General features: G+C 54.8%; 30 protein-coding genes. 27 read left to right on the plus strand and 3 right to left on the minus strand.

Annotated features, from left to right (window positions below; genetic code table 11):
* The first annotated feature begins 12 nt into the window (after window positions 1–12).
* The 6 genes from M2120_RS06295 (at window position 13) to M2120_RS06320 (ending at window position 4,305) form a co-directional block, all read left to right on the plus strand.
* On the plus strand, window positions 13–1,398 hold the full coding sequence (locus M2120_RS06295) for a glycine--tRNA ligase (protein WP_280797859.1): 1,386 nt from the start codon (window positions 13–15) through the stop codon (window positions 1,396–1,398).
* Window positions 1,399–1,416: 18 nt separating this feature from the next.
* Window positions 1,417–2,316, plus strand: a complete 900-nt coding sequence (locus M2120_RS06300) for a hypothetical protein (RefSeq protein ID WP_280797860.1) — start codon at window positions 1,417–1,419, stop codon at window positions 2,314–2,316.
* Window positions 2,317–2,366: 50 nt separating this feature from the next.
* Window positions 2,367–2,696 carry a YtxH domain-containing protein gene (locus tag M2120_RS06305; RefSeq protein WP_280797861.1) on the plus strand — a complete coding sequence of 110 codons (330 nt, stop codon included), beginning with the start codon at window positions 2,367–2,369 and terminating at the stop codon, window positions 2,694–2,696.
* 2 nt (window positions 2,697–2,698) lie between these two features.
* Window positions 2,699–3,124, plus strand: coding sequence for a phage holin family protein (locus tag M2120_RS06310; protein ID WP_280797862.1), 426 nt, complete (start codon window positions 2,699–2,701; stop codon window positions 3,122–3,124).
* On the plus strand, window positions 3,114–3,428 hold the full coding sequence (locus M2120_RS06315) for a DUF3618 domain-containing protein (protein ID WP_280797863.1): 315 nt from the start codon (window positions 3,114–3,116) through the stop codon (window positions 3,426–3,428). Before M2120_RS06310 ends, M2120_RS06315 begins: the two co-directional genes overlap by 11 nt.
* Window positions 3,429–3,510: 82 nt before the next feature.
* Window positions 3,511–4,305: a uroporphyrinogen-III synthase gene (locus M2120_RS06320; RefSeq protein ID WP_432418533.1), complete on the plus strand. Its 795-nt coding sequence runs from the start codon at window positions 3,511–3,513 to the stop codon at window positions 4,303–4,305.
* Here the strand turns inward: M2120_RS06320 and M2120_RS06325 are convergent.
* Window positions 4,295–5,200 (minus strand): rhodanese-related sulfurtransferase, encoded by a 906-nt coding sequence (locus tag M2120_RS06325; protein WP_280797864.1) that lies wholly within the window; start codon window positions 5,198–5,200, stop codon window positions 4,295–4,297. The two genes, M2120_RS06320 and M2120_RS06325, sit on opposite strands and share 11 nt — an antisense overlap.
* An 80-nt stretch (window positions 5,201–5,280) precedes the next feature.
* Here M2120_RS06325 and M2120_RS06330 point away from each other — a divergent pair, with 80 nt between their 5' ends.
* The 10 genes from M2120_RS06330 (at window position 5,281) to M2120_RS06375 (ending at window position 12,532) form a co-directional block, all read left to right on the plus strand.
* The gene (locus M2120_RS06330) at window positions 5,281–6,213 is read left to right on the plus strand and encodes a metal ABC transporter substrate-binding protein (RefSeq protein ID WP_280797865.1); all 933 of its coding nucleotides are present in this window, start codon (window positions 5,281–5,283) and stop codon (window positions 6,211–6,213) included.
* A complete protein-coding gene (locus tag M2120_RS06335) occupies window positions 6,210–6,986 on the plus strand; it encodes a metal ABC transporter ATP-binding protein (protein WP_280797866.1) in 777 nt (258 codons plus the stop codon). The genes M2120_RS06330 and M2120_RS06335 overlap by 4 nt, the downstream gene beginning before the upstream one ends.
* A 2-nt stretch (window positions 6,987–6,988) precedes the next feature.
* On the plus strand, window positions 6,989–7,843 hold the full coding sequence (locus M2120_RS06340) for a metal ABC transporter permease (RefSeq protein WP_280797867.1): 855 nt from the start codon (window positions 6,989–6,991) through the stop codon (window positions 7,841–7,843).
* Complete coding sequence (locus M2120_RS06345) at window positions 7,840–8,649, plus strand: metal ABC transporter permease (RefSeq protein WP_280797868.1); 810 nt, start codon at window positions 7,840–7,842, stop codon at window positions 8,647–8,649. The genes M2120_RS06340 and M2120_RS06345 overlap by 4 nt, the downstream gene beginning before the upstream one ends.
* Entirely contained in the window at window positions 8,646–9,041 is a 396-nt protein-coding gene (locus tag M2120_RS06350; RefSeq protein WP_280797869.1) for a Fur family transcriptional regulator, read from the plus strand. The genes M2120_RS06345 and M2120_RS06350 overlap by 4 nt, the downstream gene beginning before the upstream one ends.
* Before the next feature lie 189 nt (window positions 9,042–9,230).
* Window positions 9,231–9,467, plus strand: coding sequence for a 50S ribosomal protein L28 (rpmB, locus tag M2120_RS06355; RefSeq protein WP_110234752.1), 237 nt, complete (start codon window positions 9,231–9,233; stop codon window positions 9,465–9,467).
* Window positions 9,467–9,634 carry a 50S ribosomal protein L33 gene (gene rpmG, locus M2120_RS06360; RefSeq protein WP_114128369.1) on the plus strand — a complete coding sequence of 56 codons (168 nt, stop codon included), beginning with the start codon at window positions 9,467–9,469 and terminating at the stop codon, window positions 9,632–9,634. Before rpmB ends, rpmG begins: the two co-directional genes overlap by 1 nt.
* Complete coding sequence (gene rpsN, locus M2120_RS06365) at window positions 9,635–9,940, plus strand: 30S ribosomal protein S14 (protein WP_280797870.1); 306 nt, start codon at window positions 9,635–9,637, stop codon at window positions 9,938–9,940. It begins immediately after the preceding gene.
* A gap of 247 nt (window positions 9,941–10,187) precedes the next feature.
* A complete protein-coding gene (locus tag M2120_RS06370; RefSeq protein WP_096382795.1) occupies window positions 10,188–10,466 on the plus strand; it encodes an HU family DNA-binding protein in 279 nt (92 codons plus the stop codon).
* Between the two features lie 92 nt (window positions 10,467–10,558).
* Complete coding sequence (locus tag M2120_RS06375; protein WP_280797871.1) at window positions 10,559–12,532, plus strand: cytochrome c oxidase assembly protein; 1,974 nt, start codon at window positions 10,559–10,561, stop codon at window positions 12,530–12,532.
* Here the strand turns inward: M2120_RS06375 and M2120_RS06380 are convergent.
* The gene (locus tag M2120_RS06380) at window positions 12,529–13,527 is read right to left on the minus strand and encodes a hypothetical protein (protein WP_280797872.1); all 999 of its coding nucleotides are present in this window, start codon (window positions 13,525–13,527) and stop codon (window positions 12,529–12,531) included. The genes M2120_RS06375 and M2120_RS06380 overlap by 4 nt on opposite strands.
* Before the next feature lie 68 nt (window positions 13,528–13,595).
* Between M2120_RS06380 and M2120_RS06385 the strand changes: the two genes are divergently transcribed.
* The 5 genes from M2120_RS06385 to M2120_RS06405 are packed head-to-tail and all read left to right on the plus strand — an operon-like array spanning window position 13,596 to window position 16,967.
* On the plus strand, window positions 13,596–14,891 hold the full coding sequence (locus M2120_RS06385; protein ID WP_280797873.1) for an ATP-dependent DNA helicase: 1,296 nt from the start codon (window positions 13,596–13,598) through the stop codon (window positions 14,889–14,891).
* A gap of 2 nt (window positions 14,892–14,893) precedes the next feature.
* The gene (locus tag M2120_RS06390; RefSeq protein ID WP_280797874.1) at window positions 14,894–15,316 is read left to right on the plus strand and encodes a thiol-disulfide oxidoreductase DCC family protein; all 423 of its coding nucleotides are present in this window, start codon (window positions 14,894–14,896) and stop codon (window positions 15,314–15,316) included.
* A gap of 41 nt (window positions 15,317–15,357) precedes the next feature.
* Window positions 15,358–15,963, plus strand: a complete 606-nt coding sequence (gene dcd, locus M2120_RS06395) for a dCTP deaminase (protein WP_280797875.1) — start codon at window positions 15,358–15,360, stop codon at window positions 15,961–15,963.
* The gene (locus tag M2120_RS06400; RefSeq protein WP_280797876.1) at window positions 15,926–16,651 is read left to right on the plus strand and encodes a TetR/AcrR family transcriptional regulator; all 726 of its coding nucleotides are present in this window, start codon (window positions 15,926–15,928) and stop codon (window positions 16,649–16,651) included. Before dcd ends, M2120_RS06400 begins: the two co-directional genes overlap by 38 nt.
* A gap of 37 nt (window positions 16,652–16,688) precedes the next feature.
* Window positions 16,689–16,967: a LuxR C-terminal-related transcriptional regulator gene (locus tag M2120_RS06405; RefSeq protein ID WP_280797877.1), complete on the plus strand. Its 279-nt coding sequence runs from the start codon at window positions 16,689–16,691 to the stop codon at window positions 16,965–16,967.
* Here the strand turns inward: M2120_RS06405 and idi are convergent, their stop codons facing one another.
* Window positions 16,968–17,513, minus strand: a complete 546-nt coding sequence (gene idi / locus M2120_RS06410; RefSeq protein WP_280797878.1) for an isopentenyl-diphosphate Delta-isomerase — start codon at window positions 17,511–17,513, stop codon at window positions 16,968–16,970.
* A 61-nt stretch (window positions 17,514–17,574) separates the two neighbouring features.
* Here idi and M2120_RS06415 point away from each other — a divergent pair, with 61 nt between their 5' ends.
* The 6 genes from M2120_RS06415 to M2120_RS06440 are packed head-to-tail and all read left to right on the plus strand — an operon-like array spanning window position 17,575 to window position 22,679.
* On the plus strand, window positions 17,575–18,618 hold the full coding sequence (locus M2120_RS06415) for a polyprenyl synthetase family protein (protein WP_280797879.1): 1,044 nt from the start codon (window positions 17,575–17,577) through the stop codon (window positions 18,616–18,618).
* Window positions 18,615–19,529 carry a phytoene/squalene synthase family protein gene (locus tag M2120_RS06420; RefSeq protein ID WP_280797880.1) on the plus strand — a complete coding sequence of 305 codons (915 nt, stop codon included), beginning with the start codon at window positions 18,615–18,617 and terminating at the stop codon, window positions 19,527–19,529. The genes M2120_RS06415 and M2120_RS06420 overlap by 4 nt, the downstream gene beginning before the upstream one ends.
* A complete protein-coding gene (gene crtI / locus M2120_RS06425) occupies window positions 19,526–21,139 on the plus strand; it encodes a phytoene desaturase family protein (protein ID WP_280797881.1) in 1,614 nt (537 codons plus the stop codon). The genes M2120_RS06420 and crtI overlap by 4 nt, the downstream gene beginning before the upstream one ends.
* 5 nt (window positions 21,140–21,144) lie before the next feature.
* Window positions 21,145–21,477: a lycopene cyclase domain-containing protein gene (locus M2120_RS06430; RefSeq protein ID WP_280797882.1), complete on the plus strand. Its 333-nt coding sequence runs from the start codon at window positions 21,145–21,147 to the stop codon at window positions 21,475–21,477.
* Window positions 21,478–21,801 (plus strand): lycopene cyclase domain-containing protein, encoded by a 324-nt coding sequence (locus tag M2120_RS06435; RefSeq protein ID WP_280797883.1) that lies wholly within the window; start codon window positions 21,478–21,480, stop codon window positions 21,799–21,801. It abuts the gene before it with no gap.
* The gene (locus M2120_RS06440) at window positions 21,798–22,679 is read left to right on the plus strand and encodes a prenyltransferase (RefSeq protein ID WP_280797884.1); all 882 of its coding nucleotides are present in this window, start codon (window positions 21,798–21,800) and stop codon (window positions 22,677–22,679) included. The genes M2120_RS06435 and M2120_RS06440 overlap by 4 nt, the downstream gene beginning before the upstream one ends.
* Window positions 22,680–22,785 lie beyond the last annotated feature (106 nt).

Here is a 22,785-nt window from a genome sequence, read left to right on the forward strand (position 1 = left end):
GAATTGCTCGTTATGGCCCCCACCTCTCGTCTTGACTCTGTAATTGCTCTAGCTCAGCACCGTGGCTTTGTTTTCCAAGCCGGTGAAATCTATGGCGGATCCCGTTCTGCGTGGGACTACGGCCCCTTGGGTGTTGCACTCAAAGAGAACATCAAGAAGCAGTGGTGGAACTTCATGGTTCAGCGCCGCGACGACGTCGTTGGCCTGGACTCCTCGGTCATTCTTCCTCGTAAGGTGTGGGAAGCATCTGGACACGTTGAGGTTTTCTCTGACCCCCTCGTGGAGTGCACGAGCTGCCACAAGCGTCACCGTGAAGATCACCTGATCGAAGCTTTTGAAGAGCGCAAGGGCCGTGCTCCTGAAGGTGGCCTGGCTGAGGTTCCCTGCCCTGACTGTGGTGTTCGTGGCGCATGGACCGAGCCCAAGCCTTTCTCTGGTTTGCTCAAGACCTACCTCGGCCCCGTGGCTGAAGAAGCAGGCATGCACTACCTGCGTCCCGAGACTGCTCAAGGAATCTTCGTGAACTTTGCCAACGTGCTGCAGGCAGCACGTATGAAGCCCCCCTTCGGTATTGGCCAGATTGGTAAGAGCTTCCGCAACGAGATCACTCCTGGAAACTTCATTTTCCGAACCCGTGAGTTCGAACAGATGGAGATGGAATTCTTCGTTGAGCCCGGCACGGATGAAGAGTGGCACAAGTACTGGATTGACCAGCGGTTCAACTGGTATGTCGACCTCGGTATTGACCCTGAAAACCTGCGTCTCTATGAGCACGCTAAGGAGAAGCTCTCGCACTACTCCAAGCGCACCGTGGACATTGAGTACCGCTTTGGTTTCCAAAGCGGAGAGTTTGGTGAGCTAGAAGGTATTGCGAACCGCACTGACTTCGACCTCAAGACTCACTCCGAGCACTCAGGCAAGGATTTGTCCTACTTCGACCAGAACAAGAACGAGCGTTGGACTCCCTTCGTGATCGAGCCTGCGGCTGGTCTGACTCGCTCACTCATGGCATTCCTGGTTGATGCGTATGTGGAAGAGGAAGTCGAAACCGCTAAGGGTGGAACCGACAAGCGCACTGTGCTAAAGCTTGATCCACGACTTGCTCCCATCAAGGCGGCTGTGCTTCCGCTGTCTCGCAATGAGCAGCTGTCACCGCTGGCGAAGGAGATCGCTGCAGAACTGCGTTTGTCCTGGAACATCGACTTCGATGACTCCGGCGCTATTGGTCGCCGTTACCGTCGTCAGGACGAGATTGGTACGCCGTTCTGCATCACCGTTGACTTTGAAACCCTCGAGGACAAGGCCGTGACGATCCGTCACCGCGACACCATGGCACAGGAACGCATCCTCATTGAGGACCTGCACATGTATCTCGCACTTGCTCTCAAGGGTGCCTAAGTAACGAGGTAAATCACCATGGCCTCTGCAAAGCCAGCGAACCGCTGTGATGTGTTGGCCATAGGTAGCGACCTCGCAACCTTTTCCGCAGCGCTTGATTGCGCACGCATTGGACTCAAGGTTGATGTGTGGATTCCTAAGACGGATGAAAACGCAGGTGTTGCAGATTTTTCTCACCGCGGCGCAGTCGTGGCAGCTGCGCTTGATGAGTTAGGTGTTCCCTACGACATCGTCATTCCTGCACCTGGCGAAGAAGAAGTGTGTGGCATTCCTGCCAACCCGTTTTCTCTTCGTGTGAGAAACACTGTGGGATGGAAGGGTGCCTGGCGCGTTTATCTCGATCGCCTCAAGCCCGTTCTCACCATTGGCGCAGAACAGGACTTGGCCAAACTGGTGCGAACCAGAATGGGAGAAGCGGCTCTCGATAAACTGGTTAACCCTGTTCTCCTCGAACGCTATGGATTGCCTGCCGAAGAGCTCACTGTTGATGCAGTAGCTCCGGGACTGTCCCAAGCCCTCACTCGCGGAGGGTCACTGAGCAGCGGCGTGGCAGAACTGGTTGCAGAAGATGCTCGGGTTGCCCAGCGCGTGGTGGTCCCAGGCGGGCTTGCCGCCATCACCTCTGCCGCCGTGGCACAGCTGGAGTATTTCTCGGCAACGGTCACCCGAGTTGCCGACCCCACAAAGAAGCTGGCTAGTGCCTGGAAAAAAGCTGGTGTTGTTCTAGCTGACTTTGGTGAGGTAGAACTGCCGGAGGGTATCGACACTGAACGCGTAGCCGAAGTCGGATTGTCTTCCGAATACCCAGGTTTAGAACGAGCAATCCCTGCCTCTCAACATGCTGCATTGAGCATGCGACGGGTGCTTCTCAGTGACCCTGAAAAACCTCCCGTTGGGACTCTCAGCTTCGAGGGCTAGGCTAGATACGCAACATATGCGATTTTTGACATATTGAACGGAAAGAAATCATGAGAGGCAAGTTCCTTTTCATTGTGGGTCTAGCCGTGGGCTACGTCTTCGGTACTCGTGCTGGGCGTAAGCGCTACGAGCAGATCAAGACTGCCGCCCAGAACATCTGGGAGTCCGAGCCCGTTCAGTGGTCCGTCAAGCAGGCACAGGATGCCGTTGGCGATGTTGCTGAAGAAGCACTGACTGCAGCCAAGCGCGTGATTCACCAGGTCACAGGCGACAAGCCCGCCGCCAAGAAGACTCCTGCTGCAAAGCCTGCAGCGAAGCCTGCTGCTAAGGCAGCGACCGAACCTGCAGCCAAGGCTGCAGCTAAGCCTGCTGCGAAGTAATCATGGCAACCTCGTCCTCATCGCCTGAGAAGGAGAACACCGAGCGATCGCTGTTCGCTCTCTTGCGCGATCTCCCCGGTCTGCTGATGGACCTCGTTCGCGCAGAGTTTGAACAGCTCAAGCGCGAGATGGCTCGCAAGCTGAAGAGCTTGGGCATTGGCGCAATCCTGGTGGTCATCGCCCTCGTGTTGCTGAGCTTCCTCACTTTCACTTTGCTACTGGCTGGAATCTTCGCGCTTGCATTAGTGATGCCGCCGTGGGCTGCAGCACTGACGGTTTCAGGACTTCTGCTTCTGGTCATCCTGATTTTGGTTGGCGCTGCCGCCGTTCAGTTTAAGAAGGGGAGCCCACCACTTCCCACCGAAACCTTCGACAGTGTTGTGAAGGACGCTCACGCCGTGAAGGGGGATGACGACTATGGCTTCTAACTCGAAACTCTCTCAAGTAACTGAAGAAGAGTTCTACGCAGAACCTTCATTCGTTTCCACACTCAGCAACGCTGAGTTGCAAGAGCACCTGGCTGCAACACGAGACAAGCTTTCCTCGACCCTCGATGAACTCGAAGACAAGGCAAATGTTCCTAAGCAGTTGGGCAAGGCCAAAGATCGACTGCAGGCACGCTTTACGGTGCTGAAGGAAGAACAGCCACTGGTTCTTCTGGGTATTGGCGTGGGAGCCGTAGCACTGGCTGGAATCATCATTGCCGGTGTGTTCCGTTCCGGCCGCCGCTAACTTTAAAGACCTGTTTGCCCGCCATTAATGGCGTGAGGCAGTTTTCTCAGTTTGTTGTCTGAGGAAACTGTCGCGACAATAGATGACGATGTCTTTTACCTCTCCTATTGAGACGCGTCCCCTCTATGGGCACCGCGTCCTTGTGCCTCGCGGTGGACCTTGGGGCGACTCTGTCGCATCTGCTCTCCGCGCTAAGGGCGCATCTGCGGTAATCGCACCGATGGTGAACTTCGCCCCAACAGATGACGCCCCCGCTCTCGAAGCAGCGCTTGCTTCACTGGCTGCAGGTGAGTTCGACTGGATCACGCTGACCAGCGCCACCACTGTTGATGTGTTGATGGCTCACCAGGCAGTTATTCCGCCGACCACCAAAGTTGCCTGCGTGGGTGAAACCACCGCGACAGCTTTGGCTGCTGCTGGTTACAAGGCTGACCTTGCACCCAGTGAAGAGAACACCGCACACGGTCTGCTCGAAGAGTGGACTGCTGCAACCGGTGGAGTGATTCCGCTGCGAGTTCTGACTCTGCGTTCACAGATTGCCGTTCCCGTTCTGACCGAGGGTCTGATTCGCATCGGCCACAGCGTTCAATCTGTGGTTGCCTACCGCTCGGTCGGTGTCGATGTCGCCGAGGGCGTCATCAACGATGTGCGCAACGGAAAGATCTCAGAAATCTTGGTGACTTCGGGTTCTGTTGCAGAACAGATTGCCATTCAGATCGGTGACATTCCTGCCAAGACCTTGGTTGCAGCTATTGGTCCTCGCACGGCAAAAGACGCAGATGCTTACGGCTTGCGCATCGACGCTGTTGCGGAATCGATAGATATCGAGTCGATGGTCAACCTATTGGTTGACCGAGCGCTGAGCGTTAAGCCCTAACTTTCGCGTGCTCATCGCAGTAAACGGGGTTTGCTGCACAGTCCTTACAGACAACCATCTGTTCGCGACACATCTTGTCAGCGCAGTTGATCATGTTGTTTGACTTGGTGCCGCAGCACACACAGGTTCCGATCAGAGCAACATCGGGTGCAAAGTCCATCGAGATGCGCTTGTCAAAGACATAGAGCGAACCTTCCCACAGACCCTGGTTTCCACGAGCCTCGCCATAGCGAACAATGCCACCATCAATTTGGTAGATCTCCTTGAAGCCACGAGCTTTCATGATCGGGGTCAAAATTTCGCAGCGAATACCGCCGGTGCAGTAAGTGACGATGGGTTTGTCCTTGATGTGGTCATACTTGCCACTTTCCAGTTCACGCACGAAGTCGTGAGTTGTCTTCACATCAGGAATGATCGCGTTCTTGAAGCGACCAATTTCTGCTTCCCACGCATTGCGGCCGTCGAAGAAGACAACCTCGTCGCCGCGTTCTTCAACCAGTGCATCGAGTTCGTGGGGCTTGAGCTTCTTTCCGCCACCGACGATTCCCTTGTGATTGACCTCGATTTCATCGGGAACACCAAAGGCAACAATCTCGGGACGAGCTTTCACGCTGAGGCGGGGGAAGTCGAGGCTGTAGCCATTCTCATCGAGGCCTGTGCCATCGCTCCACTTGGCATCCATCTTCTTGAAGCCGGGGTATTCCTTGGTCTTGCGCAGGTACATCTTGACGTTGTCGATGTCGCCACCGACGGTTCCGTTGATGCCGTGCTTGGAGATCAGGATTCGACCACGCAGGTTGAGACCTTCGCACAGGTCGCGCTGCCACAGGCGAACGGCCTCGGGGTCAGCAACGGGTGCGAATGCGTAGTAGAGAAGAACTTTGGGGACTGCCATGTATATAAGGGTACGCGCCCACAGCGAACAGCGCACCATCCGTATTGACAATGATTCTCAATAACACCTATTTTTGAGAGGTGAAGAAATTAGCCGCACTCCTTGTTTTGCTCCTGGGAGCACTGGGCTTGACCGCCTGCAGCACCCCTGCCGACCCCAGCCAAGGACTCACAGTTGTGGCAACGACAACCCAAGTGACGGAATTCACTTCCACCGTCGTGGGCACTGCCGGCACAGTAACTGGACTGATCCAGCCCAACCAGAGTGCGCACTCGTTTGATCCTTCCGCCAAGCAATTGCTTCTGCTTTCTCAAGCTGATGCCGTCGTGATCAATGGAGCAGATCTGGAGCCTTGGCTGCAGGATGCTCTCTCTGCAGCAAACTTTTCTGGAGAAGTCATTACCGCTTCCACCGGAATTCCTCTAATTGAGAGTGATCCTCACGTGTGGACCTCACCGAAGAATGCCCAGCAGATGGTGGACAACATCAAGACTGGTCTTGATGGTTTGCCCGGTATTACCGAGGAACAAAAGCAGACATTTGAAACCAATGCAGATGCGTATGACACTCAGCTTTATGCGCTCAACACCTGGATCACCACAAACATTGATCAGGTGCCAGCGGCACAGCGGTTGCTGGTGACCAACCACGACGCCTTCACCTACTTCGTAGATGCCTTCGGCATCAACTTCTTAGGCTCCATCATCCCCAGCTTTGATGACAACGCTGAGCCCAGCGCCGCTGAGTTAGATTCACTCATTGCCCTGATCAAGAACTCGGGTGCCACCGCAATATTCTCTGAAGCCTCCATCTCACCCAAGTTGGCCAAGACAATCGCCAGCGAAGCTGGCGTCAAGGTCTACTCCGGAGACAACGCTCTCTACTCAGATTCTCTCGGCGTCTCAGGCTCAGAAGGTGAGACCTATATCAAGGCGACCATTCACAACGTAACCATGCTGATGAATGCATGGGGATATCCCGTCCAGCCACTACCTGCGGAGTTGACATCATGAGTCCTCGCACCAGGCCCATCCCGATCATCACAGATGACGCACTGACCATCACGGGTGGTTCCTTCAGCTATGGGGACACTCCAGCCCTGACCGATGTGACCATCTCGGTAAAGCCAGGTGAGGCCATGGCACTGATTGGTCCGAACGGGTCTGGTAAATCAACTCTGCTCAAGGGTGTGCTGGGATTGATTCCACTGGTGGAAGGTTCGATGGGCCTGGGCACGACGGCGGGCATTGGCTACCTCCCCCAAACCGAACACATTGATCCTGAATTCCCGGTCACCCTCAAGCAGGTGGTGATGATGGGTCGCTATCGCAAGCTGGGGTTATTCCGCTTCCCCGGCAGTGCTGACCGCGCTGCAGTCAGGGAAGCAATCGCCAGCGTGGGACTGGGCAACGTGGCCAACAAGAGATTCGGCTCTCTCTCCGGAGGTCAACAGCAACGTGGATTCTTAGCTCGTGCCTTGGCAGCCCAGCCCAGTCTGTTGCTGCTGGATGAGCCCTTCAATGGCTTAGACCAGCCCAACCGTGATGCACTGATGCAGACCTTGCGTCAACTCAAGGCTGCCGGTGTTGCCATCATCGTCACCACGCATGATCTCGAACTGGCTCGGGAAGTGTGTGACACTGTGCTGTTTGTCAACGGACGCCAGATTGCCTTTGGCCCCAAAGATGAAGTCCTCACCCTGGCGAACCTGCAAGAGGTATTCCACGAGTTCCAGGTTGAAATCGACGAACACACAGTGGTCGTCCCCGGTCACGAAGGTCACTAAAAGTGAACCTGCTCGACTCCTTCACCACTGCATTCGCTCTGCCCTTCATGGGCCGAGCGCTACTGGTATTGATCGTGTTGAGTATTGCCGCAGGGCTGATCGGTGTCTTCATCAACCTGCGAGGTCTTGAGTTCCTGACAGATGGCCTCACCCACGCGGTGTTCCCAGGTTTAGCAGCCGGCTTCGTCTTCGGCGGCCAAGGCGGTGTTCTCATCGGAGCATTGGTTGCCGCTGCCGCAGCAACCATAGTGCTCACGCTGATGAGTAACAACAAGGTCACCTCTGACGCCACCACAGCAATCGTGTTGACAGCGATGTTCAGCATCGGGGTGATCATCGTGTCAGCATCACCAGGCCGTGCAGGAGGTTTGGAACAACTCCTGTTCGGACACCTGCTGACCGTGACTGATTCGGAAGCACTCATCACAGCGATCGTGGCGGCAATCGCCCTCGTACTAGTTGTGCTCACCTTTCGCCGCCAGGTCTTTCATGCCTTCGACCCCGAAGGCAGTGCTGCTGCCGGCTATCGCCGGGTCAGCACCGAGCTAGTGCTCAACGTGGCTATTGCTTTGGTCATTGTTGCGGCATCAAATGCGGTCGGAAACCTCCTCGTGCTTGCTGTGCTGATTGTTCCAGGCGCACTGTCACGCCTGGTCACGACCAAACTGGGTGCACTCTTTGTCGTTGCCGTGGGTTCGGCACTACTTGCCTCCTGGATTGGCCTCTCCCTTGGCTTCAACATCTCTGTCGTGGGCGGGGTTGATGTTCCTGCCGGGGCAACCGTGGCACTCAGTTTTGTTCTGCTCTATTCGATTGCGCTCATCGTGCGCGTGGCCCGTAAGGGGTTGAACGCATGAGCTATTTCGAACGGGCATTGATTGTGATTGTGCTGGTGGGTGCCCTTGCCGGTCTTGCCGGAGTACTGGTTGTGCTGCGCAAGCGCGTGCTTTTTGCTCAAGCCCTCACCCACGCGACCTTCCCCGGAGCCATCATCGCCACCATCTTGGGAGCGAGCCTCCAGATTGGTGCTCTGATTGCCTGCGTGAGTTTGGCCATCATCATGACCTTTCTCAGCCGCATTCGTGGTCAAGGCACACAAGCCGCTTCCGGCGTGATGCTCACCGCAGGTTTTGCTGCCGGTGTATTACTGCAGGCCATGAATCCGAACATCCCAATTCAAATCGACTCTTTCTTGTTCGGTTCGATTCTTTCGGCAACCTGGATCGATGGACTAGTCACAGCAGGGGTGCTACTCGCCATCATTCTGGCGCTGCTGATCTGGGGCAAGCAGATCCTTTACTTCCTCTTTGATGCAGAAAGTTATGCCGCAACAGGAGCGAAGCCGTGGCTGATTGATGCCGCACTCTTACTCATCACGACCGGTGCAGTTGTGGCAGCAATGCCAGCGGCCGGCGCCATTCTTGCCATTGCCCTCATCGCAGCTCCGGCAGCAGCTGCCAGATACTTCACCGACAAGATTTTTGTCATGTTCTGGCTCGCCCCAACCTTGGGCGCGCTCGCCGGAGTCTGTGGGCTCTTGCTTTCCAGGTGGTTAGCCGTGAGTGCGGGAGCGAGCATTGCCCTTGTTGCTGCAAGCATCTTCTTTATTGCATGGGGAACATTCACCATGCGACGCCCAGCAGTTGTGGGAGTAACCCGATGAAACGCAACACATGGCAACGCGAAGCAGTGAGAGCAGCACTGAATGAGCGCGGAGATTTCATCTCCGCACAGAAACTTCATGCCCTGCTGAAGTCAGCTGGATCCACCATCGGTTTGGCTACGGTGTATCGAGCATTGACCGACCTGGTCGCATCTGATGAAGCCGATGCTCTGCAGTCTCCTGACGGCGAGAACATCTACCGGGCATGTTCGACTGATGGACATCACCATCACCTGATCTGTCGCCAATGCGGTCACACCGAAGAGATTGAAGCCGAAGCGGTGGAGGCGTGGGCAGCCACAGTGGCAGCTGAGCATGGGTTCACCCAACCACGACATGTGGTTGATGTATTCGGGCTCTGCGGTAACTGCTCCGGGCCAACTTCGGCATAATCTCGGGGAAGTAGAGCTGGCCCAGTTTGCTTAATGCCCGAAGGTCAACGTAGACTTGACCCTTGGCTGCGCGGAATTCCTCGCGTAAGCAGTGCACGTTCTCTCTCACTTCGTGAGTTGTGGGTGTTCGTGTGCAGACAAGGAATCTTGGGCAAGACAATCCCGTCTTGCGGTATTAGGAGGATAGACATGGCTGCGACCTGTCAGGTGACCGGAGCCGTACCCGGCTTTGGGCACGCAATTTCACACTCGCACCGACGCACCAAGCGTCGTTTCGACCCCAACATTCAGAAGAAGACGTACTACGTACCTTCTCTTCGTCGCAATGTAACGCTGACTCTGTCGGCTAAGGGAATCAAGGTTATTGACGCACGCGGAATTGAATCCGTCGTCAAGGACCTTCTCGCTCGTGGGGAGAAGATCTAATGGCTAAGCAACAGGACGTACGTCCCATCATCAAGCTGCGCTCAACTGCAGGCACTGGTTACACCTACGTGACTCGCAAGAACCGCCGCAACACCCCCGACCGTCTTGTACTCAAGAAGTACGACCCCGTAGTGCGTCAGCACGTTGAATTCCGTGAGGAGCGCTAAATGGCTAAGAAAAGCAAGATTGCTCGTAACGAGCAGCGCAAGGTAGTAGTTGAGCGTTACGCTGCAAAGCGTCTCGAACTCAAGAAGGCTCTTGTAGATCCCAACGGCACCGATGCTTCTCGTGAAGCAGCACGTGTTGGTCTGCAGAAGCTTCCACGTAACGCTTCCCCCATCCGCGTTCGCAGCCGCGACGCGATTGATGGCCGCCCCCGTGGTGTCCTCACCAAGTTCGGTATCTCTCGTGTACGTTTCCGCGAGATGGCTCACCGTGGCGAACTGCCCGGTATCACCAAGTCGAGCTGGTAATCCAACAGGATTAAGGCACTGGCCACGAACTGTAAAAAGTTCGTGGCCAGTACTGTTTTAACCCCTATTTAAACCCTCAACCTTGGGTCGAGGTCTTCTCGTGCCACGCCGACACGAATTCCCCGTAAATACGCGGATGTGCTGATACTTTTTCGATTGGTCAGACAGACCAAACGAGACGGCCCTTGTGGCTCAACCGTTCCAAACACAGTGCTACCTCGGTAGCTCAACGTCCAGGAGGACACAAATGGCTCTCAACAAGTCTGAGGTTGTCGCAGCAGTTGCCGCTCACACCAACCTTTCGCAGGCAAACGTAAACGGCGTTATCGACGCACTGTTCGCAGTTGTCTCCGCTGAAGTTGCTAAGGGTGGAAAGGTAACCATCCCCGGCTTCATCTCCTTCGAGCGCACCAACCGTGCAGCTCGCACCGGTCGTAACCCTCAGACCGGCGCAACCATCCAGATCGCAGCTTCCAAGTCTGTCAAGGTCTCGGCTGGTAGCAAGCTCAAGGCTGCTGTTAAGTAGTCACGAGTTTCACTCGCTTGAAGTGGGTGTGAGCCTTCGGGCTCACACCCACTCTGCAGTTAACGAGCACTAATCATCTCTAGGCTTGTCTTGTGCCCCGTTTGTTCAAGATAGCCATCCCCGCGCTGACCGTGCTGGTCGCGCTTGCTGTCTTGCTCGCAGCCCTGGCATTTGGCGGAGGTTCCCGCACGCCAGCGCTGGGTGACCCGGGCGTGGTCGTTCGTGTGGGCTTGCCCATTGCCAAGTTGTTGGTGGATCTTTCTGCCGCAACGATGATTGGTTCGCTCGCACTGGCACTGTGGGCTTTCGCCTCGCGGGAACGCGCCTATCTTCGCAGCATTGATATTGCCGCTGCTGCAGCGCTGGTGATGACTCTCGCTTCTGCTGTCACGGGATTCCTCACCTTCTTGAATGTGAGCCTGACCCCCTTCTCTGCTGATGCCACATTCGGCAATCAACTGGGCTTCTTCTTCACCAGCATTCAGCTGGGCCAGGCCTGGCTGATCACCACCTTGCTCGCTGCCTTCGTTGCAGTGCTGTGTATTGCGGTGACTAATCAGACCGCTCTCTTCTTTGTCGGCTTGGCAGCGGTGGGCACTTTGGTGCCCATGGCGCTGCAAGGTCACTCTGCCGGAACCTCAGGTCACGCCATGGCGATCACGTCGATGGGTTTGCACCTGGTATTTGTCTCGGTCTGGCTTGGTGGTGTGATCACTCTGGTCTTGCTGCGTGGAATTATCGACAAGGACCGCCTCGCGGCCATTGTCTCCAGGTTCTCCACCCTGGCCATCATTGCCTTTATCGTGGTTGCTGTTTCTGGTGTGGCCAATGCGATGGTTCGAATTGGAACTTTCGACAAGCTTGTGGGCACGCCCTATGGCCAGCTGGTGCTGGCGAAGGTTGCCGCCATGGTGGTCTTGGGTGTTTTCGGTTTCTGGCAGCGCGGCTTCTTGGTCAAGAGAATGGCCGGGGCTGCTGCGCAGAAGATGTTCTGGTGGTTTATTGCGCTCGAGCTCATCATCATGGGTGTTGCCTCCGGCCTAGCAGCAGGTCTTGCTCGCACACCCACTCCGGTGAGCGAGGCACTGAATCAGAACCCCACTCCTGCTGAAATTCTGACCGGATCTGTTCTGCCTCCTGAGTTCACGTTTGACCGTTACTTCACGGTGTGGAACTTTGACCTGATCTGGTTGCTGTTCTGTTCCTTCGCCATCTTCTTCTATGTGGTTGGTGTCTGGCGCTTGCACAAGCGTGGAGATAAGTGGCCCTGGTATCGCACGGTGCTGTGGATTGCAGGTATGGTCCTGCTGTTCTACATCACCAACGGCGGTATCAACGCCTACGAGATGTATCTCTTCTCAGCCCATATGGGTGCACACATGACTTTGGGCATGATGGTGCCTATCCTGTTGGTGCCAGGAGCTCCCGTCACACTGGCTTTGCGCGCGATTGAAAAGCGTAAGGATGACAGTCGTGGTGGACGTGAGTGGATACTCAAGGCAGTTCACTCCGGTTATGCGAACGTGATCTCTCACCCGCTCTTTGCCACCATCAATTTTGTTGGCTCGCTCTGGCTGTTCTACTACACGCCAATCTTTAGGTGGGCAACTAGTGACCACATCGGTCACGAGTGGATGATTGTTCACTTCCTTCTTGCCGGATACCTCTTTGTTCAGTCCCTGATTGGTATTGATCCGGTCAAGACTCGTTACCCCTACCCTTTCCGCCTCATTCAGCTTTTGGCAGCAATGACCGTGCATGCCTTCTTTGGCCTAGGCATCATGTCCAGCGAAAACTTGATGCTTGCTGACTGGTTCGGCGCCATGGGACGAACCTGGGGTTCAACTCCGCTGGAGGATCAGCAGGCTGGTGGCGCTATCGCATGGAGCGTGGGCGAACTACCAAACCTCGTGCTTGCACTTGTGATCGGATACCAATGGAATCGATCTGACGCGAAGGAAGCCAAGCGTAAGGATCGTCAAGCAGACCGCGATGACGATGCTGAACTCAAGGCATACAACGAGATGCTTGCCCGCCAGGCCGCAGAAGACAACGCGGAGTCCTAGGACAGCACGATTGCCAGGCTGCCGTCTGAACGAATGGTGATAGTGATGTTGAAAACAGCATCAACTATCTCGTCCAGTGGCGAGATGGTCCCGTCATACAGGGACTGCACCTCACCGGTAATGCGCAGTTTCGCCACGGCATTGTTTACTGCCCAGGCACTCTCGCCGGGAACAACATCAATAGTGGGGTATTCCGCTACTTCCCAGCTGGGCTCACCCACAATGCGGTTGCCGGTTTGGTAGCCAAAGTTACAACCGGTGGGTTGCAGCACGCGTTGCTTCACACAGGAATCCAGGAAGTCATCTACCTCTTTTTGCACGCGTTTGTTGAAAGCTGTGTTGGCCTCAACATCGACGACGACTTCTTCGGTGTCACCGGGGGAGGCAATGTTTACTACGACCTTCTTAGCCGTGAGCCACGTTGAGGTGTGATCGAAGACATAGTTCCCTGGAGCAAAGAGGAGATAGGTTCCTGTTCCGCCCCAGACAGTTGACTCTTTACCTGAGGTGGTAGAACGAAGATCAATAAGCCCAGACTTCCCCACATCAAACGAGGCGTCATGCCACACACTCACCTTGGCGGTGGCAACGGGGAGTTCAGCAAAGGCCCACGACTCGAACAGACCCAGCATGGTCCCGATGCGCTTGAGGGTGAAGGTTCCGGTGGCCTTCTCGCCGCCGACAAGATAGCTTGCCGTCACTGTCGTTTTTGCGTCGGTGCCGCTGACCTTGGTGATCTGAATGTTGCTGAGTTCACCCATTGCAGAACCACGAAGGAGTGCACGGTCAGCGCCTTCAGGCAGCTTGTCTGCCACACCTGGCATCGACAGTGCCGAGGCAGCGTCATGCCGAGAGAGCGCGGAAAGGTATTGGCTGACAAACCCCGACGCACTAAAGAGCGACTGGTTGATGCCGATACCGACAAAGAGTGTGACCAAGAGAAGTGCTGCAGTGGCTAACCCAAGATAGGTGCCCTGGCGTTTGGTCAATTTCACCTCTACATCCTACAAAGCGCGCCTGTGAGCAACCGGATGCAGAGCCTGCACGCAGGTAAACTTCACGGGTGAACACCGTCTCCTTATCGGCCCAACAGCAGGAGGTGTTTAACCTCATCGAGGAGACCAGAGAGCACGTGTTCATTACCGGACGTGCTGGAACAGGGAAGTCCACCCTGCTGAACCATCTGGCTTTCACCACCGAGAAGACGATCGCGGTGTGTGCTCCAACTGGCGTGGCCGCACTGAATGTCGGCGGCCAAACAATTCACTCTTTGTTTCGCCTGCCCACGGGGTTGATTGGTTCTTTGGATCTCAACCATGGCCCAGATCAACGCAAGATTCTCAATGCCATCGACACTCTCGTGATAGATGAAGTCTCCATGGTCAACGCGGACATCATGGATGCCATTGACCGCGCCTTGCGTGAAGCACGTCACCGGAAGAAGGAAAGCTTCGGTGGAGTTCAGGTCATCATGTTCGGTGACCCCTACCAGCTCTCACCGGTTCCTCCCCGCACGCCAGAGGAGAAGGAATACCTTCAAGCCCGCTATGCCTCGAACTGGTTCTTTGATGCCGCAGTATGGCAAGACACCCCACTGCGCATCATTGAGCTGACCGAAATCCACCGTCAGCGTGACGATGCGTTCAAAGAAATGTTGAACGCTGTTCGTCACGGAACGGTGACACCCACCCTCGGAGCCGCACTCAACGCTGCCGGTAATCGTCCAGTGCCAGAGGGCGAAGACATCATCATCTTGGCCACCACAAATGCTCGAGTCAACGCCATTAACGCTGAGCAGCTTGCCAAACTTCCCGGCAAGAAGAAGGTGGCGGCAGCAGACGTGAGCGGCGACTTCGCCGCTAATGCATTCCCCGCCGATGAGGACTTGGAGCTCAAACTCGGAGCGCAGGTGATGTTCCTGCAAAACGACAGCGAAGGAAGATGGGTCAACGGGACGGTGGGAACCGTGACCAAGATCACTGATACCGTTTTTGTCTCAGTCGCCGGCTCCGAATATGAAGTGCACCCAGTTACCTGGGAACGCTACAAGTACTCCTACAAACAGAGCACTGATGAGCTCACCCGTGACGTCGTTGCTGAGTTCACCCAGTTCCCACTTCGCCTGGCGTGGGCAGTGACCATCCACAAAGCACAGGGACAAACCTATGACCGTGCTCTGATCGATATGGGCTCACGCGCATTTGCACCTGGACAGACCTATGTTGCACTCAGCCGCATCACTTCGCTCGATGGCCTCTATCTGACCAGACCTTTGCGACCATCAGATGTGATCGTGGATCCCGATGTGGAGAGATTCATGGGCAGGGTTGAGTCTCTAGGTCACAACCTCGAAGGATAAGAATGATTGTCCTCATCGATGGTGACTGCGCACTGTGTGTAGGTTTGGTCGAATGGTTGGGCAAGCGCATCCCTGCCGAGAAACTAAGCCCAGAACACATCATGTTTGTTCCAGGCGAGTCAGGCTGGGGACAGCAGCTACTCCACACCGCAGGGGTGGAGGATTTTGATTCTGTAGTGGTGCTTCGCGGTAACCGAGTGCTCCAAGAAAGTAATGCCGTGCTCGCGCTTGCTGATCTGCTTCCTCGGCGCTGGAAGATGGTGGCAGCGATTGCACGGGTAGTTCCACCACCGATACGAAACGGGATCTATCGCTGGATTGCTCGCAATCGAATCACGTGGTTTGGACGAAAAGAAGTGTGTTCGATTGATCCTCGGGTAGCCGTGGTGACCTACGGCCCCCGCGGACTTCTTAAACGCCCCTGAACTGCCCTAACACCGAGCTTTTCCTTAGATAGGCTTAGGACATGCTTCTTTCTGATCGCGATATTCGTGCTGAGCTCGAGTCGGGCCGTATTGGTCTCGAGCCCTCAGCTGACGACATGATTCAGCCCTCGAGCGTTGACGTTCGCATCGACCGGTACTTCCGTCTCTTCGACAACCACAAGTACCCCTACATCGACCCTGCTGAAGACCAGCCTGACCTCACTCGCTTGATCGAGGTCGACCCTAACGAGCCTTTCATCCTGCACCCTGGCGAGTTTGTTCTTGGTGCAACCTACGAGCAGGTAACTCTGCCTGACGATATTGCAGCTCGCCTCGAAGGTAAGAGCTCTCTTGGCCGTTTGGGTCTGGTGACCCACTCCACCGCGGGCTTTATTGACCCAGGTTTCTCCGGTCACATCACTCTCGAGCTTTCCAACATGGCAACCCTGCCCATCAAGCTGTGGCCAGGCATGAAGATTGGCCAGCTCTGCTTCTTCAAGCTCACCTCTCCTGCAGAGAAGCCTTATGGTTCGGCAGAGTACAAGTCCCGCTACCACGGTCAGCGTGGTCCCACGGCTTCACGCTCGTTCCTCAACTTCCACCGCACTGATGTCAGTGCAACGGATGCCGGAGCTATCGGCGGCTAATTTGGGGAAACCCGTCACCTCAAAGTCCGAAAACACTCGTAACCGCATTCTTGATGCGGCTATTGAGGCGTTTGCAGGAAACGAAGTGGATTCTGTCTCCATCGTGGATATTGCCTCACGAGCTGGAATCACGAGCCAGGGAATTTATCGCTACTTCCCGAACAAATATGAGCTATTTCTTGCCGCGGTTGAAAAGGACTACAGCGAGTTATTCGATTCCGTAATCACAAGGTTGACTCTCCACCCAGCACCTTTTCTTTCCGGAGAAATTTGGCGACAAATTCTTCTGGAGGCACCTGAGCATCCCCTAGCTGTAAAGGAAGTGGCAGGACGTGACCCGCAGGTTCTTGATCGGGTGAACAACAGTGAGCATGCCTTGACGCTTATTGAAGCTCTGAAATGCGAAATAGCTCACGCAATTTCTGAAAAATTTCTTCGCCAAGATTTAGACCCCATCATTCAAGCCGAAGCAACGGGTTTCATCATGCTCAACATATCCATTCCCATGGCCTTTGCTGGGAAATTTAATTCCCCCGAATGGTTTGCCATGGCAGGAACCCAACTTGCAGCCTGGTTTTATCCTCTTCCAAATTTTCAAGACCCATCAGTCGCGAAAGTATTTGAGGAGAAAATCATTTCTCTGGGCCCTAATGCCGTATTAAAAAATTACAAAAACAGAAATATGTAACTAATATTGTGATGTACGCGTCGAAAACAAGGACATCATGATTAACTCATCCTCCGTGAATATCGGTGCTGTTCCGACCCGTTACGGCTTTCCTCACACATCACCAGTTGAGCAGCTCACTCGTCGCCAATACCAAATACTTCGTGCCTTAGCGGTGGGTCAAAGCAATAAATCCATAGCCGCTGAATTAGGTATCACCGAGAACACAGTCAGCAATCATTTGCTTGTCATCTACAAAATCCTTCAGATATCTGAAGAAACAAATCAGCGAGTCATGGCGGCGCTGGTATTTCACCGGCTGGCAGGCAACGAGTAATTAGCCCGCCGGGGAAAGATATCCAGCAACAGCCAATCGAGGCAGCTGCAGGGTGAGCCACGGGCTGAACGCAAAAGCTGATTTTTCGACAGCGGCTAGCAGTCCCGAAGGATCGGCCCAGGCATACTCGGCAACCTCTGAAGGGTTAGGAACTGGTTCCTCATCCACGATGGCGATATAGACGGGGCAAATTTCATTCTCGACAATTCCGGACGCATCTACTGCGCGATAACGGAAGTCCGGTAGCGCACTCTTCACAGATGCCAGCTTGAGTCCGAGCTCTTGCTCTGCTCTGCGGTGGATGGCATCAACAAAGTCTTCCCCAGGGCCTGGGTGGCCACAGAAAGAGTTTGTCCACACACCAGGCCAGGTCTTTTTCTCCAGTGCACGTCGAGTGACAAGAATCTGTCCGTCACGGTTGAACACGTGACAGGAGAAGGCGAGGTGGAGGTGAGTGTCTTCGGTGTGGACGGTCGCCTTATCTGCAGTGCCGATTGGGGAGCCATCTTCAGACAAGAGCACAACCAGTTCACGGGAATCGCTCATGTTTTGCTCCTGCCTTGTCAGTTAGTCTGGGATGGTGAGTGTTCCAAGTCAAGAAACCGAAATGACGCGCCATCTTGCGCTCGTAGAAGAGGTTCTTGAGCACTTCTTTAGCCTATCCACTGAACGTGCTGCTGTATTAGCGCCAGCCTATGAAGCGCTATGGAAGACCCTGCGCTCAAACACCGCCGGTGGGAAGCGTTTCCGCCCGCAGATGGTGATGACCGCCTACACCTCACTGGGTGGATCTGACCTTCGCTCTGCAGCTCATGTGGGGGCATCTTTCGAACTCCTCCACACCGCGCTCATCGTTCATGACGATGTAGTGGACCGTGACTTTGTCCGCCGTGGAATCCCAAATGTCTCCGGAAGTTATCGTGATGTGGCACAAACTGCCGGGTTATCTCTTCCGACAGCTGAACATCGAGGAATGTCGGTAGCTGTCATTGCCGGCGACTTGGCACTGACCGGTTCCTTCCGTTTGATGGAGCGAGCCACAGCGAACCCAGCTATCCGTGATGCCCTGGTTGAACTGCTCGATCGTGCAGTGTTTGACTCTGCAGCCGGCGAACTCATTGATGTGGACTTCTCGCTCTATGCCGGAATGCCCAGCATCGAAGAAATCGTTCACATGGAGCGACTCAAAACCGCTGTCTATTCTTTTGAAGCACCCCTGCAAGCAGGAGCAATCCTTGCCGGTGCTAGTGACGACGTCATAACTGCACTGGGCGAATTTGGTCGCAACATTGGTATTGCCTACCAAATCGTGGATGACCTGTTAGGTGTCTTCGGTAATGAAGCCTCCACAGGAAAGACCACATTGGGCGACCTTCGTGAAGGAAAACGTACTGCCCTCATTGCCTTCGCATCTCAGACATTAGAGTGGAGCTCTATTGCTCACCTCGTCGGGGACAGCACCCTCTCGGATTCTGAGGCGGCCACCGTGCGAGAAGTGCTTGAACGCACTGGCGCGAAGAAGTACACCCAGCGACTCGCTTCGGACTACGCCGACGAAGCTGTCGCTGCTCTTCATGGGGCGGGAGTGCCTCAGCAACTCACCGACCAACTCACCCCACTTGTTTCTGCTGTCGTGGAGCGCGTGCGATGAATAATTCCAAGCTGACACAAGATGCCTCTGTGCCGGTCAGCGAACAGCCCACCAGACAGAGTGCGCTTTATGACAAAGTTGCTGAACAAACCGCGAGCATGATCATTCGTGAGTACTCAACCTCCTTCGGCATGGCCGCGAAACTCCTGGGCTCTGGTGTTCGTCAAGACGTGGAGAACATTTATGGTCTCGTTCGCTTGGCAGATGAAATCGTTGATGGTGTTGCGGCATATGCCGGCGTTGACGAGAAAGAGATTCGTCGCCTGCTGGACGAATTAGAGCAGGAAACCGAAGCAGCGATGAAGCGCGGATATAGCACCAACTTGGTGGTTCATGCTTTTGCCCTCACTGCGCGCAGGACCGGAATCACCCCTGAACTCACCAGGCCTTTCTTCACCTCCATGCGCGTGGACATCACCCGCGTCACCCACACCCAGAAAAGTTTTGAAGACTACGTCTATGGTTCTGCCGAGGTGGTGGGTCTGATGTGTTTGAAAGCATTCTTGGTGGGCAAAGACCTCACCCCTGAAGAGAATGACACTTTTGTCACCGGCGCTAGAAAGCTCGGTGCTGCATTTCAAAAGGTGAATTTCTTGCGCGATCTTTCTGCTGATGTGGATGAACTAGGCCGTAGTTATTTCCCCGGCATCAACATCGCCACCTTCACTGAAGAACAGAAGATGGTTCTAGTTGCTGACATCGATGCAGACCTCGCTGTTTCTGGTGCCATCGTTCCGCTGCTGCCCAGTTCTAGCCGCAAGGCTGTTGCTCTGGCACAGAATCTCTTTGCCGAGCTCAACCGCCGAATTGAACGCACGCCAGCTGCTGAACTCAAGCACACACGGGTGAGTGTTCCAACCTTTGTGAAAGCACGTATTGCCCTGGCAGTACTGATGGGAAAAACCTCATGACCAAATCTGTTGTCATCATCGGTGGCGGTATCGCCGGACTTGCTTCGGCAGCGCTCCTTGCTCGCGATGGGTATCAGGTCACCCTGCTGGAGAAGCACAAAGAAGTAGGTGGTCGTGCAGGAACGTGGGAGAAAGACGGCTTCCGTTTCGACACCGGCCCTTCCTGGTATCTCATGCCTGAAGTGTTTGACCACTTCTATAAGCTCATGGGCACCTCGAGTAAAGAGCAGCTTTCACTATCCAAACTGAACCCTGGATACCGTGTCCTCTTCGAAGAAGACGGTGTCTATCCAGCACGCCCCGTGGATGTGTTGGACAACCGTGAAGACAACCTCGAACTCTTTGAGACACTCGAACCTGGCTCTCGCCCCGCGATGGAGCGCTATCTGGACTCTGCCAAAGACACCTATGAGATGGCCAAGAAGCGCTTCCTCTACACCAGCTTTGAAAAGTATGGGCCTCTCATGCGAGCTGATGTTCTGCGCAGAACCCCCAAGCTGGCCAAGCTCCTGCAGGAGTCTCTGCATAAGTTCGCTTCACGTCACGTGAGCGATCCTCGCCTGCAGCAGATACTGGGATACCCCGCAGTGTTCTTAGGCTCGAGCCCCTTCATTACTCCGTCGATGTATCACTTAATGAGCTACCTCGACCTCGAAGATGGTGTGCTGTATGCGCAGGGCGGTTTCAACCGCGTGATTGAAAGCATTCGCGATATTGCGCTAGCTGAAGGTGTGAAGATCATCACCGAAGCGAATGTGAGCAAGATTCTCACGGTGGTAAACCCTGCTGGCCACAAGACCAAGGCAAAGGCTGCCGGTGTTGAATACACCAAGGGCAAGTCGAAGTCGGTCACAACCTTGTCTGCAGACATCGTGGTCTCGGCTGCCGACCTGCACTTCACCGAGACGCAGCTTCTTCCAGAACCCTTGCAAACCTATGGCGAAAGCTATTGGGAGAAGAAGGTCTCTGGCCCCAGTGCAGTTCTTGTGTATTTAGGCGTCAAGGGTGATATCCCCGAGCTTGAGCACCACACCCTCTTCTTCACGAACGACTGGGACGCGGACTTCAAGAAAATCTTTGGCGAGGACACCTCTGTGCCCACGCCAGCCAATATCTATGTCTGCAAGCCCAGTGCAACAGATGCTTCTGTCGCGCCACAGGGCGACACAAACCTGTTTATCTTGGTGCCCATCCCCGCAGATGTTTCCATCGGTAAGGGTGGAGTTGATGGCAAGGGAAGCAAGCAGGTTGAAGACATTGCCAACAGCGCAATTACTCAGATTGCGCAGTGGACTGGTGTGCCAGACCTTGCCCAGCGCATCACCGTTCGCCGCACTGTTGGGCCAGCTGACTTCGCTCACGATCTCAACTCGTGGAAGGGTGGAGCCCTGGGCCCCAGCCACATCCTCTCCCAGAGTGCGTTCTTCCGTTCGGGAAATATCTCCAAAAAGGTTTCAGATCTTTACTACACCGGTGGAACAACCATTCCCGGAATCGGTCTGCCGATGTGCTTGATCAGTGCCGAGATCTTGGTCAAGCGCTTGCGCGGTGACACCACAACTGAGCCACTTCCAGAACCTCTCTTCCCCACGGTCGACAAGACTGCCTAGAGCCGATGAATTTTCTCTATCTTGCCGCGTTGCTGGTGTCTCTCACCGGCATGGTGATGCTGGATAGACGCTTCACTCTGTTCTTTTGGCACGACGCTCGCCGTGCAACAGTTGTGCTCACAACTGGAGTTGTGTTCTTCCTCATCTGGGATCTCACCGGCATCGATGCCGGAGTGTTCTTCCGAGGCGAAGGCCAGTGGATGACGGGCATTCAGCTGGCACCAGAGTTGCCACTTGAGGAAGTGTTCTTCCTCACTCTGCTGTGTTACATGACCATGAATGTGTTTGTGGCGGTTGGCAGAGCAGTCACCAAAGCTTCCTCCGAGGAGGTGAAGTAGGTGACCTATTCTCTTCTGAACACCATCTTCTTAGGGTTGGCAGTCTGGTTTGCGGTTATTGCGGCCGTGGTCAATAGCAAGCGTGGCGTGAAGGTGACTAGGTCACTGCTATGGACATTCGGGATCACGCTTGCTGTGATGTTGCTCACTACCGCTGTCTTCGACAATGTGATTATTGGAGTCGGACTGGTCGCCTATGACCCCAGCACACTGATGGGTGCTTTCATCGGGCTTGCACCTCTGGAAGACTTTGATTACACCATCGCGGCAGTGATTATCTTGCCGGCTCTGTGGACATTGCTCGGTACAAGGAAGAAGAGATGAACACACTCAAGCAGCTCTTTGTCTCGTCCAGGCCACTGTCGTGGATCAACACTGCTTTCCCTTTCGCGGCCGCGTATCTGATGACCACACGTCAGGTTGACCTCACCTTCATCCTGGGCACCATCTTCTTCCTCATTCCTTACAACCTGGCAATGTATGGAATCAACGATGTGTTCGACTACGAGTCAGACATGCGCAACCCGCGCAAAGGTGGTGTGGAGGGCGCGGTCTTAGACCGCAGTCTCCACAAGGTCACCCTGTGGGCAGTTGTCATCACGAACGTTCCGTTCCTGATTTATTTGGTAGCTATCGGTAATGCCGGCGCCAACATCACCTTGGCTGTCAGCATGTTTGCTGTTGTTGCCTATTCGATGAAGGGCTTGCGCTTCAAAGAGATCCCTGTGTTGGACTCCCTCACCAGCAGCACTCACTTCGTGAGCCCTGCTGTGTATGGCGTTATTCTTGCCGGTGCGACCTTCACCCCGGCACTGTGGTTGATTCTTAACGCATTCTTCTTGTGGGGAATGGCGTCGCATGCTTTTGGCGCTGTGCAAGACATTCAGGCAGACCGCGAAGGCGGGCTGAAATCCATCGCCACCGCTTTTGGAGCAGCATGGACCGCTCGCTTCGCTCTGGTTTGCTACGCGCTTGCTGGTGTTCTGATTCTGTGCGGTGCGTTCTTTGCTGAACCAACCTGGCCGTTCTGGGTAGCTTCCGTTACCGCCGTTCCTTACATCCTGATGGTCTGGCCGTTTAGGAATCTCAGTGACGCAGATTGTGAGCAAGCCAATCGGGGCTGGAAGAAATTCCTCGGGATTAACTTCTTTGCTGGCTTCATTGTCACCATGTTGCTGATCTTCACCTGGTTACACGGCTAACCAAAGTTATTCTCAGAAACCCTCACCGGAATCCGGAGGGGTACAAGGGTCGCAATTTTCATACTTTTCGTATACAGTGGGTAGTTTAGACAGGTGTTTTTCCCTA

This window comes from Aurantimicrobium minutum (assembly GCF_029893825.1).
In the GTDB taxonomy this organism is placed as follows: Bacteria; Actinomycetota; Actinomycetes; order Actinomycetales; family Microbacteriaceae; genus Aurantimicrobium; species Aurantimicrobium minutum_C.